We start from the raw sequence: 15262 nt of genomic DNA, 5'->3' as shown, positions 1-15262 counted from the left end.
TGATGAGCGGGTTCTTTGTAGTAAGGCTTTTGTTGAATATGCTGTTACCCGATTGGGCTGTGCTGAACGCTGCCATTGACTGGCTGGGCCATGGGCTGTGGAACCTGGCTTGGTGGCAAATCGTGTTGTACACCCTGGCGACGACCCACATCACCATTGCGGCGGTCACGATTTTTCTGCACCGTGCCCAGGCGCACCGCGCGCTCGACTTGCACGCCATTCCTTCGCATTTCTTCCGCTTCTGGCTGTGGATCGGCACGGGCATGGTCACCAAGGAGTGGGTGGCTATCCACCGCAAGCACCACGCCAAGTGTGAAACCGTGGACGACCCGCACAGCCCGCAGACGCGCGGCCTCGATACCGTGATGTGGCGCGGCGCCGAGCTGTACCGGGCCGAGTCGAAGAACTTGGAGACCATGAAGAAGTTCGGCCACGGCACGCCCGACGACTGGATGGAGCGCAACGTCTACACCCGCTTTGGCTGGCAGGGCGTGGGCCTGATGCTGGTGCTTAACCTGGCGCTGTTCGGCGCGGTGGGCGCAGCCGTCTGGGCGGTGCAGATGCTGTGGATTCCGTTCTGGGCCGCCGGTGTGGTCAACGGCATCGGCCACTACTGGGGCTACCGCAATTTCGAAGCGCAGGACGCGAGCACCAACCTCTCGCCCTGGGGCGTGATCATTGGCGGCGAAGAGCTGCACAACAACCACCACACCTACCCCACATCGGCCAAGTTCTCGGTCAAGCCGTACGAGTTCGACATCGGCTGGGCCTACATCAGCCTGATGAAAAAGGTGGGCTGGGCCACGGTCAAGAAGGTGCCGCCCAAGCTGCAGCTGGGCGACGTGAAGGCGGTGGCCGACGAAAAGACGCTTGAGGCCCTGATCGCCAATCGTTACGAGGTCATGGCCGGTTATGCCCGGGGTGTGCGCCAGGCGTGCAAGGAAGAGATCGCCGCGCTCAAGGCGCGCCAGGCGGATGTCTCGGTGCTCAAGGCCGCCAAGCGCTGGCTGCCCCGCGATGCCGAAAAGATTCCGGCCGTCGCTCTGCCACAACTGGCCCAGGCCCGCGCGGCCCACCCCGCGCTCGACAAGATGGTGACGATGCGCGAAGAACTGCGCCAGCTGTGGCTGAACACCTCGCAATCGCGTGAGCAGCTCACAGCCGACCTGCAGGCCTGGTGCCGCCGGGCGGAAGAAAGCGGGATTTCCGCACTGCGCGAGTTCTCGCTGCGGCTGCGGGCGGCGCAGGCCTGAAGCGGTTTGCCCTGACCACACAAAGGCCTTGCCGCTTGGCAAGGCCTTTTTCTTTGGGGGGTCTCGCTTATCGGGCAGCGTGCAACGCGCTGCCATGGCCGGAGTCTTTGGCGACTTTCCGGGGGCTTTGGAGGGCGGCGCGCAGCCCGTGCCAGATCTTTTGCCACAGCCCTGGTGCGGGCGCGGCTTCCATGAGCTGGATTTCGGCGGGGCAGTCCCGGGGGTTGTGCAACTGGATCCAGGCGGCCTGCGCCTGCCCGTTCCACGGCAGGTGCTGCCCGGCCTTCAGCAAGGTGGGTGGCGGTGGTGGTGTCTGCGATGCCTGTCCGCAGGCCTGGGGGCCCCAGTGGACAGCCACGTCGCCCCGCGTGGTGCGCAGTGTGCTGCCGGGGTGCAGGCATATCCAGATGCCCTGGCCGGGGGCGAGATGCTGGGTGAGGGGTGGCGTGGTGGTGCTGTGCGTGGACATGGTGCAGGGGCTCCGGGTGAACAAAGGAAAGGGCTGCAGCGAAGGCATTAGCGTAGAAAAAGCCGCTACTGTTCAACAGGTACAGGCGCCAGCACCGAAGGGCAGAACAGTGTTGATTTTTTGAATGCTGTTATGGTGCTTGATCCCCTTTCCTGTATCTGTACCCGCCAGCGGTGTTCGTGCACGATGCTCGGACCTGCTGCCAAGCCCATCCCACAGCGGCGCACCACGCCATGTCACATTCCTCCGAGCCCCGTGAAGTCCCGATCTACCGCCAGCTGGCGGCCTTGTATGAACAGGCGATCGCCGCAGGCAGCCTCACACCCGGCATGCGCATGCCTTCGGTGCGGGAGTTGTGCCAGCGGCACCAGGTGAGCCTGACGACGGCGCTGCAGGTGCTGCGCCAGCTCGAATCCCAGGGGTGTGTGGAGGCCCGCGAGCGGGTGGGGTACTTTGTGCGGGAGCCGGGTGGCCTGGCGCTGCCCGGGGCGCGCGAGCCCGACCTGCATGAGCCCCTGGCCCAGGATCCGCGCGTCTTCGCGGGCATCAACGAGCGTATTTCGGGCTTTCTGGAGAAGGCGCGCCGTGCCGGCCCTTTGCCGCTGGACTTGGGCAGCGCCATGCCCTCGCCCAGCCTGTTCGATGCGCCTGCGCTCAACCGGCTGGCCCATGGCCTGCTGCGGGAACAGCCCGATATCCTGGTGTATGGCCCCTCGGCGCCGACCACGCATCCGGAGTTCCAGCAGGCCATGGCGCGCCATGCGCTCACCTTTGGCGTGTGTGTGGCGCCTGCCGACATTGGTGCGACGCACGGCAACTCTGAAGCTGTGAACCTTGCGCTCGATGCGGTGGCCGAGCCGGGCGACGTGATTGCTGTGGAGTCGCCCACGTTTTTTGGCATCCTGCAGGCCATCGAGGTGCGGGGGCTGCGCGCGCTGGAGATTCCGAGCAGTCCACACACCGGCATGTCGCTGGAGGCGCTGGAACTGGCCGCGCGCAATGAGCCCCGGCTCAAGGGCGTGGTGGTGGTGCCCCACCTGCAGATGCCCCTGGGCAGCGTGATGCCCGACACCCACAAGGAACGCCTGGTGGCCCTGTGTGTGGAGCATGGGCTGGCGCTCATCGAGGACGACATCTACCGCGAGTTTGTGGAGTCCCCCCACGTGCTGCGCCCTGCCAAGGCCTGGGACCGGCCGGGCGATGCGGGTCAGGTGATTTACTGCGCATCGCTCAGCAAGAGCTTTGCGCCTGGCCTGCGCCAGGGCTGGATGAGTGCGGGCCGCTGGCAGGCGCGGGTGCAGATGATCAAGTTCGCACGCACGCGCAACATGCAGACTTGGTCGCAACTGCTGGCCGCGCGCAGCGTGGATTCCCCGGCCTACGAGCGCCACATGCGCCGCATGCGGGCGCAACTGCGCATCCAGCGCGAACAGGCGGCGCGGGCCGTGGCGCGCTACTTCCCTGCAGGCACGCGCCTGAGCTTGCCGCCGGGTGGGCTGAGTCTGTGGCTGGAGCTGCCCATCGGCATTTCCTCGACACGCCTGTACGACGAAGCCTTGCAAAACGGCATCCGCGTGGCCCCGGGCCCTATGTTCTCCAACACGGGACGGTATGAGCATTTCCTGCGGCTGAGCTGCGGCATGCCGTTCACTGCCGAGGTGGAGGCGGGCTATCGCACGCTGGGTGGCTTGCTGGCTGCCCAGGTGGCGGAGCTGCCTGTTCCGCGCAAGGTGGCCTGAAGTTGCTGAGGTCGCCCGCCCGAAGGCAGGTCGTTGTTGCTGTTGCTGCAGGCATAAAAAAACCGCCCTGAAAGGGCGGTTTTTGGAGGGAGCGGCGCCGAATTACTTCAGCTTGGCTTCCTTGTACTCGACGTGCTTGCGAGCCTTGGGGTCGAACTTCATGATCGACATCTTTTCAGGCATCGTCTTCTTGTTCTTGGTGGTGGTGTAGAAGTGACCGGTGTCCGCCGAGGACACCAGCTTGATCTTGTCGCGTCCGCCTTTGCTTGCCATGGTGCTACTCCTTAAGCCTGGCCACGGGCACGCAGGTCTGCGAGCACCGAGTCGATACCGTTCTTGTCGATCAAACGCAGGGCAGCGCTCGAAACACGCAGGCGAACCCAGCGGTTTTCGGTCTCGACCCAGAAACGGCGGTATTGCAGGTTCGGCAGGAACCGGCGCTTGGTTTTGTTGTTGGCGTGGGAAACGTTGTTCCCGGTCATGGGCTTCTTGCCCGTTACGTCGCAGACGCGTGCCATGAGGACACTCCGATACTTTTAACGGCCGTTTGCTGGGTCCCGGGATCAATTTCCCGGGTTGGCTTGCGGCCTCACCTCGCCAGAAAGGGTGGCGGTAACCCGATTTGCTTGGTTTCAGGCACCGCAAGAACGGGCCGAATTCAGCAAAGCCGCAGATTATAGCCTGCTGCCCGATTTTTGTCGACGGGCCGCCCCAAGACAAAAAAGCCCCCTTGGGGGGCAGCGACCCGCGCAGCGGCGGAGCGTGGGGGCCTTGCTACTCATCAAGCTTCTTGTTCCAGGAAGCGCTGCGCGTCCAGCGCGGCCATGCAGCCCGTGCCTGCGCTGGTGATGGCCTGGCGGTACACATGGTCCTGCACGTCGCCTGCGGCAAACACGCCGGGCACACTGGTCTGGGTGGCAAAACCCTTGAGCCCGCCCTGGGTGATGATGTAGCCGTTCTCCATCTCCAGCTGGCCCTGGAATATCTCGGTGTTGGGTGCATGGCCAATGGCGATGAAGCAGCCCTGCAGCTTGATGTCTTCGGTGCTGCCGTCCTTGGTGCTCTTGATACGGATGCCGGTCACGCCCGTGTTGTCGCCCAGCACTTCGTCGAGCGTGTTGAACAGCTTGAGTTCGATCTTGCCCGCTGCGACCTTCTCGTGGAGCTTGTCCACCAGGATGGGCTCGGCCTTGAACTTGTCGCGGCGGTGCACCAGCGTGACCTTGCGGGCGATGTTCGACAGGTACAGCGCTTCTTCCACGGCGGTGTTGCCGCCACCCACCACACAGACATCCTGCTCGCGGTAGAAGAAACCGTCGCAGGTGGCACAGCCCGACACGCCCTTGCCCATGAAGGCCTCTTCGGAGGGCAGGCCCAGGTATTTGGCCGATGCGCCGGTGGCCAGGATCAGCGCGTCGCAGGTGTAGGTGCCGCTGTCGCCGGTGAGGGTGAAGGGGCGCTTGCTGAAATCGACCTTGTTGATGTGGTCGAAGATGATTTGTGTCTTGAAGCGCTCGGCATGCTCCAGAAAGCGCTGCATCAGGTCCGGACCCTGCACGCCGTGCACGTCGGCGGGCCAGTTGTCCACCTCGGTCGTGGTCATCAGCTGGCCGCCCTGGGCCATGCCGGTGATGAGCACCGGGTTCAGGTTGGCGCGGGCGGCATAGACGGCCGCCGTGTAGCCCGCAGGGCCCGAGCCAAGGATCAGAACTTTCGCGTGTTGGGTGGTGGACATGGTAAAAGCCTGTGTTTTGCGCCCGCTACACGGGGCGCTGTTGGGAAAGCTGGGGGTTGAGCCGCCGAGTATCAACTGGCGGATGCGGCTGCATGCAGCCCGTTTTTCAATCACGGCGATTGTAAGAAGCGATTGATAACCCGTTGCGGCGCCGGTTGAGCCGCACCCCTGAAAGGAGATGTCTGCATGTCCACGATGTTGTCCAACCTGGACCTGCTGCGCCGGGTGCCCTTGTTCTCGCTGCTGACGGTGGCGCAGGCCGAGGTGATCAGCGGCGCGGTGATCAAGCGCCGTTTCAAGCGTGGCGAGGCCCTGGTCGAGCAGGGGCAGAAGTCGAATGCCCTGTTCATCCTGCTCACGGGCCGGGCCCGGGTGATGACCTCGGACAGCCGGGGGCGCGAGGTGATCCTGGCCACCCTGGCGCAGGGCGACTACCTGGGCGAGATGAGCATCATCGACAACGAACCCCACTCCGCCACAGTGCGGGCCGAGGTGCAGACCGACGTGCTGATGCTGGGCCGCACCGAGTTCGCCCGTTGCCTGACCGAGAACGCCTCCATGTCGCTGGTGGTGATGCGTGGCCTGGTCAAGCGCCTGCGCCATGCCGATCGCAAGATTGAGTCACTGGCGTTACTGGATGTGTATGGCCGTGTGGCCCATGCCCTGCTGGACTTTGCCGTGCCCGATGCCCAGGGGCAGCAGGTGATCAAGGACAAGATATCGCGCCAGGACCTGGCCAAGATGGTGGGCGCCTCGCGCGAGATGGTCAGCCGCGTGATGAAGGACCTGGAGGAGCGTGGTTTCATCGAGGTGCTCCCGAGCGGCGCCACGCTGCTGCGCGACCGGCTTAACGCGCTGGGCTGACGGTACCGCCCTGCGGCGGGCCAAGCCCACGGTCCCGGGATGCTTGGGGTAAGCTCGCCCGGCACGCTTATGACCTATTCCCTCAATACCTTGAATGCATCGGCGGCGGCCAAGTCGCCGCCCCGCACGGGCGCTGCCCGTTTTGGCCATGAGATTGGCCTGCTGGTGGGCCTGCTGGCCCTGGTTTTCTGGCTGCTGGCGCTGGTCAGCTATTCGGCCCAGGACGCGGCCTGGTCCACCTCAGGCGCGCGGGATGCGCGCGCGGTGGCCAATTGGGCGGGGCGGCTGGGGGCCTGGCTGGCTGACGGCAGCTATTTTGCGATGGGCTTTTCGGTGTGGTTGTGTGTGGCGGCGGGTGTGCGTGCCTGGTTGTCGTCGCTGGCGCGCTGGATGCGCGGTGGCGAAGCTGTGGCCGGGGCTGCCAGCCCGCTGGTACGCCGGGCCACGTTCTGGCTGGGCCTGGTGGTGTTGATGGGTTCCAGCACGGCCCTGGAATGGTCGCGGCTGTACCGGTTTGAATCCTTCCTGCCGGGCCATGCCGGTGGTGTGCTGGGGTACCTCACGGGGCCCGCCAGTGTGAAATGGCTGGGTTTCACCGGCTCGGGGCTGCTGGCCATTGTGCTGGCCGTGCTGGGCGCTGCGCTGGTGTTCCGCTTTTCGTGGGGCCATGTTGCGGAGTTTCTGGGGGGGCGCATCGATGCGCTGGTGCAATCTCGCCTGGCAAAACGCGAGGTGGCCAAGGACGTGGCCGTGGGCCGCAAGGCCGCGCGCGAGCGCGAGGTGGTGGTGCTGGAAGAGCGCACCGAGAGCGAGGTGCACCACCCCGAGCCCATCCAGATCATCGAACCCGTGCTGGTGGACGTGCCCCAAAGCACGCGTGTGGTGAAAGAGCGGCAAAAGCCCCTGTTCACCGAGATGCCCGACAGCAAGCTGCCCCTGGTAGACCTGCTCGATGGCCCGCAGCAGCGCCAGGAGACCGTGGCGCCCGAGACGCTGGAGATGACCAGCCGCCTCATCGAGAAAAAGCTCAAGGACTTTGGCGTGGAAGTGCGCGTGGTCGCGGCCATGCCCGGCCCGGTGATTACGCGCTACGAGATCGAGCCCGCCACCGGCGTGAAGGGCTCGCAGATCGTGGGCCTGGCCAAGGACCTGGCGCGCTCGCTGAGCCTGGTGTCCATCCGCGTGGTGGAGACCATCCCCGGCAAGAACTACATGGCGCTGGAGCTGCCCAATGCCAAGCGCCAGTCGATCCGCCTGTCCGAGATCCTCGGCTCGCAGGTCTACCACGAGGCCAAGAGCATGCTCACCATGGGCCTGGGTAAGGACATCGTGGGCAACCCGGTGGTGGCCGACCTGGCCAAGATGCCGCACGTGCTGGTGGCCGGTACCACGGGCTCGGGCAAGTCGGTGGGGATCAACGCCATGATCCTGTCGCTCTTGTACAAGGCCGAGGCGCGGGATGTGCGCCTGTTGATGATCGACCCCAAGATGCTGGAAATGTCGGTCTACGAAGGCATTCCGCACCTGCTGGCGCCCGTGGTCACCGACATGAAGCAGGCCGCCCACGGCCTGAACTGGTGCGTGGCCGAGATGGAGCGCCGCTACAAGCTCATGTCCAAGTTGGGCGTGCGAAATTTGGCGGGCTACAACGTCAAGATCGACGAAGCCAAGGCGCGCGAGGAGTTCATCTACAACCCCTTCAGCCTGACGCCCGAGGAGCCCGAGCCGCTGCAGCGCCTGCCGCACATCGTGGTCATCATCGACGAGCTGGCCGACCTGATGATGGTGGTGGGCAAGAAGATCGAAGAACTCATCGCCCGCCTGGCGCAGAAGGCGCGTGCGGCGGGTATCCACCTGATCCTGGCCACCCAGCGCCCCAGCGTGGACGTGATCACCGGCCTGATCAAGGCCAACATCCCCACCCGTATCGCGTTCTCGGTGGGCTCCAAGATCGACAGCCGCACCATCCTCGACCAGATGGGCGCCGAGGCGCTGCTGGGCATGGGCGACATGCTCTACATGGCCAGCGGCACGGGCCTGCCGATCCGGGTGCATGGCGCCTTTGTGTCGGACGAAGAAGTACACCGTGTCGTCAGCTACCTCAAGGAACAAGGGGAGCCGGACTACATCGAGGGTGTGCTCGAAGGCGGAACTGTGGATGGTGACGGCGATCTGTCAGGGGACGGCGCTGGTGGTGAAGGCGGCGAGAAGGACCCCATGTACGACCAGGCCGTCGAAGTGGTGCTCAAGGACCGCAAGGCCAGCATCTCGTACGTGCAGCGCAAGCTGCGCATTGGCTACAACCGCTCGGCGCGGCTGCTGGAAGACATGGAGAAAGCCGGGTTGGTCAGCGGCCTCACGGCCAGCGGCCAGCGCGAAGTGCTGGTACCCAACCGCAGCGAATGAAGGACCGGGCGGCACGCCCGGCCCGCACCCCACAGGAGTTTCTGTTGAAAAAGATCGCTACTGCAATTTTGATAGCTGCTGCGGCAAGCGCAGCAAGCGCTGACGGCCTGAAAAGCCTGGAATCCTTCATGAAAGGCACCCAGACGGGCAAGGCTGACTTCACCCAGACCGTGACCTCGCCCCCGAAAGAGGGCCAGACCGCGCGCACCAAGCAGTCAAGCGGCAGCTTCGAATTCCAGCGCCCCGGGCGTTTCAAGTTCGTCTACAAGAAGCCTTTTGAGCAGACCATCGTGGCCGACGGGCAAACGCTGTGGCTGTACGACGTAGACCTGAACCAGGTCACGCAGCGCTCCCAGTCGCAGGCGCTGGGCAGCACGCCCGCTGCGCTGTTGGCGTCGGCGCCAGACTTGTCGGCGCTCAAGGCCGAATTCACGCTGGAGGCCGCCCCCGATGCGGACGGCCTGCAGTGGGTGCTGGCCAGCCCCAAGGCCAAGGACGGCCAGCTCAAGAGCGTGCGTGTGGGTTTTGCGGGCGAACAGCTGACGGCGCTCGATATCCTGGACAGCTTTAGCCAGCGCTCGCTCATCCGCTTTACCGGCATGCAGGCCAATGCGGCGTTGCCCGCCAGCAGCTTCCAGTTCAAGCCGCCTGCCGGGGCGGACGTGGTGAAGCAGTGATTTGCTATAAATAGTATAGCTACCAGCGCAAGCTGGTCAGGCGCAAAGGGCAGTTTTGCCTGATAAGCGTGATGTAGACAGGACCGACTCCACCATGGCCACACGCAGTGCCTCCACCTCCCCAGCGGCGCAGGCCTCCACCCACCAGCCCCTGGCCGAGCGCCTGCGGCCCCGCACCTTGGGCGAGGTGATTGGCCAGCAGCATGTGCTGGGCCCGGGCATGCCGCTCAGGCTCGCGTTTGAATCGGGACGCCCGCACAGCTGCATCCTCTGGGGCCCGCCGGGCGTGGGCAAGACCACCATCGCGCGCTTGATGGCCGATGCGTTCGATGCGCAGTTCATCAGCATCAGCGCCGTGCTGGGCGGGGTCAAGGACATCCGCGAGGCCGTGGAGAAGGCCCAGGCCGCGCGCGACGGGCTGCACGCGGGACCGCAGGGCTCGCTCATTCACGAATCGCAGCGCACCATCGTTTTTGTCGATGAAGTGCACCGCTTCAACAAAAGCCAGCAGGACGCCTTCCTGCCCCATGTCGAATCGGGCCTGTTCACCTTCATCGGCGCCACCACCGAGAACCCCTCGTTCGAAGTCAACTCCGCCTTGCTGTCGCGTGCCGCCGTCTACGTGCTGCAGCCGCTGTCGGAAGAGGAATTGAAGCAAATTGTGGCCCTTGCGCGCGATGAAAAAGACTTTCCAGCTATCGAAAGCGTAGCAATTGACCGCCTGGTGGCCTACGCCGATGGCGACGCGCGCCGCCTGCTCAACACGCTGGAGACGCTGGCCATGGCGGCCGCGCAGGAAAAGCTCGCCGAAATCACCGACGTGTGGCTGCTCAAGGTGCTGGGCGAGCGCATGCGCCGCTACGACAAGGGCGGCGAGCAGTTCTACGACACCATCAGCGCGCTGCACAAGTCGGTGCGGGGCTCCGACCCCGACGCCGCGCTGTACTGGCTGGTGCGCATGCTGGACGGCGGTGCCGACCCGCGCTACATGGCCCGCCGCCTGGTGCGCATGGCCAGCGAGGACATTGGCCTGGCCGATCCGCGCGCCCTGCGCCTGGCGCTGGACGCGAGCGAGGTCTACGAGCGCCTGGGCAGCCCCGAGGGCGAACTGGCGCTGGCCGAATGTGTGGTGTACCTGGCCGTGGCGCCCAAATCCAACGCGGTCTACAAGGCCTACAACGCGGCGCGCGCGTGGGTGAAGCAGGACGGCACCCGGCCCGTGCCCATGCACCTGCGCAATGCACCCACGCAGCTCATGAAGCAGCTCGACTACGGCAAGGGCTACCGCTACGCCCACGACGAAGCGGGCGGCTTTGCCGCAGGCGAAAACTACCTGCCCGAGGGCATGCCGGAGCCCGGTTTCTACCAGCCGGTGGAGCGCGGGCTCGAAATCAAGATTGCACAGAAATTGCGCGAGTTGCGTGTACGCAATGCCGCAGCGGGCGATGGCCTAGACCCCGGCGAGGGGGGGTGAGGCCGCAGGCCTGGAGAGGGCCCATGCCGGGTGTATTTGCCGCTTTATGCTGATTTTGCATGAATGCGGTAATAAGTTTGCACATCAATGATCCTGCGTGGATCATTTTTCCTTATGAAGTGCGTGGCGCGCTGATGGGACGAAAACCCGAGGGAAAACCCCGCCCGGCGCGGGTGGGGGCAGAGAAGACTACTCGCTACAATCCCGTCCACAAACCCGCACAGTTGAATGCCTGGCGGGTTTTTTGCTAGATGGCAGTCGGGCCCACAAGGCTGTACCGATTCCGGTGCCTAAGCGGTGGGTGCGTCACAAACGAAGGACTTCTCTTATGGACATTTTGCTGCAACAGATCATCAACGGTCTGGTTCTCGGCAGCATGTACGCCTTGATAGCCTTGGGCTACACGATGGTGTACGGCATTATTCAACTCATCAATTTCGCCCACGGCGAGGTGCTCATGATCGGGGCTCTCACCAGCTGGAGTTGTATAGGAATGATGCAGGGCGCAATGCCCGGCGCCCCCGGCTGGGTCATCCTGCTGCTCGCTACCATCATTGCCTGCGTGGTCGCTGCAACCCTCAACTTCGTGATCGAAAAAGTGGCCTACCGCCCCCTGCGCAGCAGTCCACGCCTGGCGCCGCTGATCACTGCCATCGGCATGTCGATCCTGCTGCAGACGCTGGCCATGATCATCTGGAAGCCCAACTACAAACCTTATCCGACGATGCTGCCCAGCTCGCCGTTTGAGATCGGTGGCGCTTTCATCACCCCCACGCAGATCCTGATCCTGGGCGTGACGGCGGTGGCCCTGGCCTCGCTGGTCTACCTGGTCAACCACACCAACCTGGGCCGCGCCATGCGGGCCACGGCAGAAAATCCCCGTGTGGCGTCCCTGATGGGCGTGAAGCCCGACATGGTGATCTCGGCCACCTTCATCATCGGCGCCGTGCTGGCGGCCATCGCCGGCATCATGTATGCATCCAACTACGGCACGGCCCAGCACACCATGGGTTTCCTGCCGGGTCTCAAGGCCTTCACGGCGGCCGTGTTCGGTGGCATCGGCAACCTGGCCGGTGCGGTGGTGGGCGGCATTTTGCTGGGCCTCATCGAAGCCATCGGCTCGGGCTACATCGGCACGCTCACGGGCGGACTGCTGGGCAGCCACTACACCGACATCTTTGCGTTCATCGTGCTCATCATCATCCTGACGCTGCGCCCCTCGGGCCTGCTGGGTGAGCGTGTGGCGGATCGCGCCTGAGGAGCCTCACACCATGAAGAACACCAAAACCAACTGGATCATCGGCGCCGTCGCGCTGCTGGTGCTGCCGCTGATCCTGCAATCCTTCGGCAACGCCTGGGTGCGCATTGCCGACCTGGCCCTGCTGTATGTGCTGCTGGCCCTGGGCCTGAACATCGTGGTCGGCTACGCCGGCCTGCTCGACCTGGGCTACGTGGCGTTCTACGCCGTGGGCGCCTACCTGTTTGCCTTGATGGCCTCGCCGCACCTTGCGGACAACTTTGCGGCGTTTGCCGCCATGTTCCCCAACGGGCTGCACACCTCGCTGTGGATCGTGATACCGGTGGCGGCGCTATTGGCGGCGTTCTTCGGCGCCATGCTCGGGGCGCCGACGCTCAAGCTGCGCGGGGACTACCTGGCCATCGTGACGCTGGGCTTCGGCGAAATCATCCGCATCTTCCTGAACAACCTGGACCACCCCGTCAACCTGACCAACGGCCCCAAGGGCCTGGGCCAGATCGACTCGGTCAAGGTCTTTGGCCTGGACCTGGGCAAGCGCCTGGAGGTGTTCGGCTTCGATATCAACTCCGTCACGCTCTATTACTACCTGTTCCTGGTGCTGGTGGTGGTCTCCGTGATCATCTGCTATCGCCTGCAGGATTCGCGCATCGGCCGCGCCTGGATGGCCATCCGTGAAGACGAAATCGCCGCCAAGGCCATGGGCATCAACACCCGCAACATGAAGCTGCTGGCCTTTGGCATGGGCGCTTCGTTCGGTGGTGTGTCGGGTGCGATGTTCGGTGCCTTCCAGGGCTTCGTGTCGCCCGAGTCCTTCAGCCTGATGGAGTCGGTCATGATCGTCGCCATGGTGGTGCTGGGCGGTATCGGCCACATCCCCGGCGTGATCCTGGGCGCCGTGCTGCTGTCGGCCCTGCCCGAAGTGCTGCGCTATGTGGCGGGCCCGCTGCAGGCCATGACGGACGGTCGCCTGGACTCCGCCATCCTGCGCCAGCTGCTGATTGCCTTGGCCATGATCATCATCATGCTGCTGCGCCCCCGTGGTCTGTGGCCGTCGCCTGAGCACGGCAAGAGCCTGACGCAGAAGACCTGAAGCAGAACACCACCGAAAGTTAGCAATGACAGAGAAATCCAATGAAGTGGTGCTGAAGGTCGCCGGTATTTCCAAGCGCTTCGGCGGCCTGCAGGCCCTGTCCGACGTGGGCATCACCATCAAGCGCGGCCAGGTCTATGGCCTGATCGGTCCCAACGGCGCGGGCAAGACCACGTTCTTCAACGTGATCACCGGCCTGTACACCCCCGACGCGGGCACCTTCGAACTGGCGGGCAAGCCCTACGAACCCACGGCCGTGCACGAAGTGGCCAAGGCCGGTATTGCGCGCACCTTCCAGAACATTCGCCTGTTTGCCGAAATGACGGCGCTGGAGAACGTGATGGTCGGCCGCCACATCCGCACCGGCTCCGGCCTGTTTGGCGCGGTGTTCCGCACCAAGGGCTTCAAGGCCGAAGAAGCCGCCATTGCCAAGCGTGCCCAGGAGCTGCTGGACTATGTGGGCATTGGCAAGTTTGCCGACTACAAGGCGCGTACGCTGAGCTATGGCGACCAGCGCCGCCTCGAAATCGCCCGCGCCCTGGCCACCGATCCGCAACTGATTGCGCTGGACGAACCCGCCGCCGGCATGAACGCCACCGAAAAGGTGCAGCTGCGCGAGCTGATCGACCGCATCCGCAACGACAACCGCACCATCCTGCTCATCGAACACGATGTGAAGCTGGTGATGGGCCTGTGCGACCGCGTGACCGTGCTCGACTACGGCAAGCAGATCGCCGAAGGCAACCCTGCCGAAGTGCAGAAGAACGAAAAAGTGATTGAGGCCTATCTGGGCACCGGAGGACATTGAGAATGGCCGAAAAATCCAACAAGGTACTGCTGCAGGTCAAGGGCCTGAAGGTGGCCTACGGCGGTATCCAGGCCGTCAAGGGCGTGGACTTCGAAGTGCGCGAAGGCGAGCTGGTCTCGCTGATCGGCTCCAACGGTGCGGGCAAGACCACCACCATGAAGGCCATCACCGGCACCCTGAGCATGAACGATGGCAACATCGAATACCTGGGCAAGAGCATCAAGGGCAAGGGCGCCTGGGACTTGGTCAAAGAGGGCCTGGTGATGGTGCCGGAAGGCCGTGGCGTGTTCGCGCGCATGACCATCACCGAGAACCTGCAGATGGGCGCCTACATCCGCAAGGACAAGGCGGGCATCCTGGCCGACATCGAGAAGATGTTCACCATCTTCCCGCGCCTGCGCGAGCGCAAGGACCAGCTGGCCGGCACCATGTCCGGCGGCGAGCAGCAGATGCTGGCCATGGGCCGCGCGTTGATGAGCCAGCCCAAGGTGCTGCTGCTGGACGAACCTTCCATGGGCCTCTCGCCCATCATGGTGGACAAGATCTTTGAAGTGGTGCGCGACGTGTACGCCCTGGGCGTGACCATCGTGCTGGTGGAGCAGAACGCGAGCCGTGCGCTGGCGATTGCCGACCGTGGCTATGTGATGGAGTCGGGCCTGATCACCATGACCGGCCCCGGCCAGCAGCTGCTGAACGACCCCAAGGTGCGCGCTGCCTACCTGGGCGAATAAAGCGAACCACCGGCCCCGACTGGCCCCGCCTGCCGCCTGACAAAAAAGGGCGCAGGACCTGGGGAAACAAAAAGGCACTGCCTCCTCGGGCAGTGCCTTTTTTTCTGGCCCCTGCAAGTGGGGAAGTCGATGTTTGCTATTGTATTGATAGCTTAAAGCGCATACCTGTCGCGCGCAAAGTGCCTTTTTTGTTCATAATTCAGCCCTTGTCCAGCCCCTCCTGACCGAGGCCGTCGATGTCCACCCTCCAATCCCTGCCCGTTTCGCTCCAGACCGTGTTGCTGCTCATTGCCAGCAACGTCTTCATGACCTTTGCCTGGTACGGGCACCTCAAGAGCCTGGCGTCTTCGCCCTGGTACACCGCTGCGCTGGTGAGCTGGGGCATCGCACTGTTTGAATACCTGCTGCAGGTGCCTGCCAACCGCATCGGCTACACGCAGTTCAATGTGGGGCAGCTCAAGATCATGCAGGAGGTGATCACGCTGGGGGTGTTTGTGCCGTTTGCGGTGTTCTACATGGGCCAGCCGCTCAAGTGGGACTACCTCTGGGCGGGGCTGTGCCTGGTTGGGGCGGTGTACTTCATCTTCCGCAGCGCCTGAGCCGCACGCGCGCGCCAGGGGGTTGCCCCGGCGCATGACCGCATGCTGCGCAGGCATCGGCCCGTCGGGGGTGGACGGTTAAACTCCCCGGGTCACGAAAAAGTCATGGTTCTGTCATGGCTTTGCCTTTTTTCAAAATTCGATCCCGTTCCAGGAGCC

15 protein-coding genes are annotated in these 15262 nt (G+C 64.2%); 11 read left to right on the top strand and 4 right to left on the bottom strand.

Features of this window, described 5'->3' with window-relative positions:
* The first annotated feature begins 38 nt into the window (after positions 1–38).
* Entirely contained in the window at positions 39–1253 is a 1215-nt protein-coding gene (locus tag A1D30_RS13985; protein ID WP_063461317.1) for a fatty acid desaturase, read from the top strand.
* Positions 1254–1320: 67 nt separating this feature from the next.
* On the opposite strand, the gene A1D30_RS13980 is transcribed toward A1D30_RS13985, so the two are convergent.
* Positions 1321–1722, bottom strand: coding sequence for a hypothetical protein (locus A1D30_RS13980; protein WP_131798464.1), 402 nt, complete (start codon positions 1720–1722; stop codon positions 1321–1323).
* A 233-nt stretch (positions 1723–1955) separates the two neighbouring features.
* Here A1D30_RS13980 and A1D30_RS13975 point away from each other — a divergent pair, with 233 nt between their 5' ends.
* Positions 1956–3461: a PLP-dependent aminotransferase family protein gene (locus A1D30_RS13975; RefSeq protein WP_063461315.1), complete on the top strand. Its 1506-nt coding sequence runs from the start codon at positions 1956–1958 to the stop codon at positions 3459–3461.
* A gap of 102 nt (positions 3462–3563) precedes the next feature.
* Here A1D30_RS13975 and rpmG read toward each other — a convergent pair whose 3' ends face one another.
* From rpmG to trxB, 3 genes are all read right to left on the bottom strand, one after another.
* Complete coding sequence (gene rpmG / locus A1D30_RS13970) at positions 3564–3734, bottom strand: 50S ribosomal protein L33 (RefSeq protein WP_063461314.1); 171 nt, start codon at positions 3732–3734, stop codon at positions 3564–3566.
* Positions 3735–3745: 11 nt separating this feature from the next.
* Complete coding sequence (rpmB, locus tag A1D30_RS13965; RefSeq protein WP_010463481.1) at positions 3746–3979, bottom strand: 50S ribosomal protein L28; 234 nt, start codon at positions 3977–3979, stop codon at positions 3746–3748.
* A gap of 263 nt (positions 3980–4242) precedes the next feature.
* Positions 4243–5196, bottom strand: a complete 954-nt coding sequence (gene trxB, locus A1D30_RS13960) for a thioredoxin-disulfide reductase (protein WP_063461313.1) — start codon at positions 5194–5196, stop codon at positions 4243–4245.
* Between the two features lie 186 nt (positions 5197–5382).
* Here trxB and A1D30_RS13955 point away from each other — a divergent pair, with 186 nt between their 5' ends.
* From A1D30_RS13955 to A1D30_RS13915, 9 genes are all read left to right on the top strand, one after another.
* Positions 5383–6060 (top strand): cyclic nucleotide-binding domain-containing protein, encoded by a 678-nt coding sequence (locus A1D30_RS13955; protein ID WP_063461312.1) that lies wholly within the window; start codon positions 5383–5385, stop codon positions 6058–6060.
* 69 nt (positions 6061–6129) lie between these two features.
* Positions 6130–8466 carry a DNA translocase FtsK gene (locus A1D30_RS13950; RefSeq protein ID WP_063461311.1) on the top strand — a complete coding sequence of 779 codons (2337 nt, stop codon included), beginning with the start codon at positions 6130–6132 and terminating at the stop codon, positions 8464–8466.
* Between the two features lie 44 nt (positions 8467–8510).
* Complete coding sequence (gene lolA / locus A1D30_RS13945) at positions 8511–9143, top strand: outer membrane lipoprotein chaperone LolA (RefSeq protein WP_063461401.1); 633 nt, start codon at positions 8511–8513, stop codon at positions 9141–9143.
* A gap of 94 nt (positions 9144–9237) precedes the next feature.
* Positions 9238–10617, top strand: a complete 1380-nt coding sequence (locus A1D30_RS13940; RefSeq protein ID WP_063461310.1) for a replication-associated recombination protein A — start codon at positions 9238–9240, stop codon at positions 10615–10617.
* A 328-nt stretch (positions 10618–10945) separates the two neighbouring features.
* Positions 10946–11875 (top strand): branched-chain amino acid ABC transporter permease, encoded by a 930-nt coding sequence (locus A1D30_RS13935; RefSeq protein ID WP_063461309.1) that lies wholly within the window; start codon positions 10946–10948, stop codon positions 11873–11875.
* 13 nt (positions 11876–11888) lie between these two features.
* Positions 11889–12965: an ABC transporter ATP-binding protein gene (locus A1D30_RS13930; RefSeq protein ID WP_063461400.1), complete on the top strand. Its 1077-nt coding sequence runs from the start codon at positions 11889–11891 to the stop codon at positions 12963–12965.
* A 25-nt stretch (positions 12966–12990) separates the two neighbouring features.
* On the top strand, positions 12991–13773 hold the full coding sequence (locus A1D30_RS13925; RefSeq protein WP_063461308.1) for an ABC transporter ATP-binding protein: 783 nt from the start codon (positions 12991–12993) through the stop codon (positions 13771–13773).
* A 2-nt stretch (positions 13774–13775) separates the two neighbouring features.
* Positions 13776–14504: an ABC transporter ATP-binding protein gene (locus A1D30_RS13920; protein ID WP_063461307.1), complete on the top strand. Its 729-nt coding sequence runs from the start codon at positions 13776–13778 to the stop codon at positions 14502–14504.
* A 236-nt stretch (positions 14505–14740) separates the two neighbouring features.
* Positions 14741–15103 (top strand): DMT family protein, encoded by a 363-nt coding sequence (locus A1D30_RS13915; protein WP_063461306.1) that lies wholly within the window; start codon positions 14741–14743, stop codon positions 15101–15103.
* Positions 15104–15262 lie beyond the last annotated feature (159 nt).

The sequence above is a fragment of the Acidovorax sp. GW101-3H11 genome, assembly GCF_001633105.1.
GTDB lineage: Bacteria > Pseudomonadota > Gammaproteobacteria > Burkholderiales > Burkholderiaceae_C > Acidovorax.
This window is presented reverse-complemented; position numbering and strand designations above follow the sequence as displayed.

Bases quoted from the DNA above. Each gene is read 5' to 3' on its own strand.
- A1D30_RS13935 (WP_063461309.1), top strand. From the start codon at position 10,946: ATGGACATTTTGCTGCAACAGATCATCAACGGTCTGGTTCTCGGCAGC.
- A1D30_RS13915 (WP_063461306.1), top strand. From the start codon at position 14,741: ATGTCCACCCTCCAATCCCTGCCCGTTTCGCTCCAGACCGTGTTGCTG.
- A1D30_RS13930 (WP_063461400.1), top strand. From the start codon at position 11,889: ATGAAGAACACCAAAACCAACTGGATCATCGGCGCCGTCGCGCTGCTG.
- A1D30_RS13920 (WP_063461307.1), top strand. From the start codon at position 13,776: ATGGCCGAAAAATCCAACAAGGTACTGCTGCAGGTCAAGGGCCTGAAG.
- rpmB (WP_010463481.1), bottom strand. From the start codon at position 3,979: ATGGCACGCGTCTGCGACGTAACGGGCAAGAAGCCCATGACCGGGAAC.
- A1D30_RS13985 (WP_063461317.1), top strand. From the start codon at position 39: ATGCTGTTACCCGATTGGGCTGTGCTGAACGCTGCCATTGACTGGCTG.
- A1D30_RS13940 (WP_063461310.1), top strand. From the start codon at position 9,238: ATGGCCACACGCAGTGCCTCCACCTCCCCAGCGGCGCAGGCCTCCACC.
- A1D30_RS13975 (WP_063461315.1), top strand. From the start codon at position 1,956: ATGTCACATTCCTCCGAGCCCCGTGAAGTCCCGATCTACCGCCAGCTG.
- rpmG (WP_063461314.1), bottom strand. From the start codon at position 3,734: ATGGCAAGCAAAGGCGGACGCGACAAGATCAAGCTGGTGTCCTCGGCG.
- trxB (WP_063461313.1), bottom strand. From the start codon at position 5,196: ATGTCCACCACCCAACACGCGAAAGTTCTGATCCTTGGCTCGGGCCCT.
- A1D30_RS13925 (WP_063461308.1), top strand. From the start codon at position 12,991: ATGACAGAGAAATCCAATGAAGTGGTGCTGAAGGTCGCCGGTATTTCC.
- A1D30_RS13950 (WP_063461311.1), top strand. From the start codon at position 6,130: ATGACCTATTCCCTCAATACCTTGAATGCATCGGCGGCGGCCAAGTCG.
- A1D30_RS13955 (WP_063461312.1), top strand. From the start codon at position 5,383: ATGTCCACGATGTTGTCCAACCTGGACCTGCTGCGCCGGGTGCCCTTG.
- A1D30_RS13980 (WP_131798464.1), bottom strand. From the start codon at position 1,722: ATGTCCACGCACAGCACCACCACGCCACCCCTCACCCAGCATCTCGCC.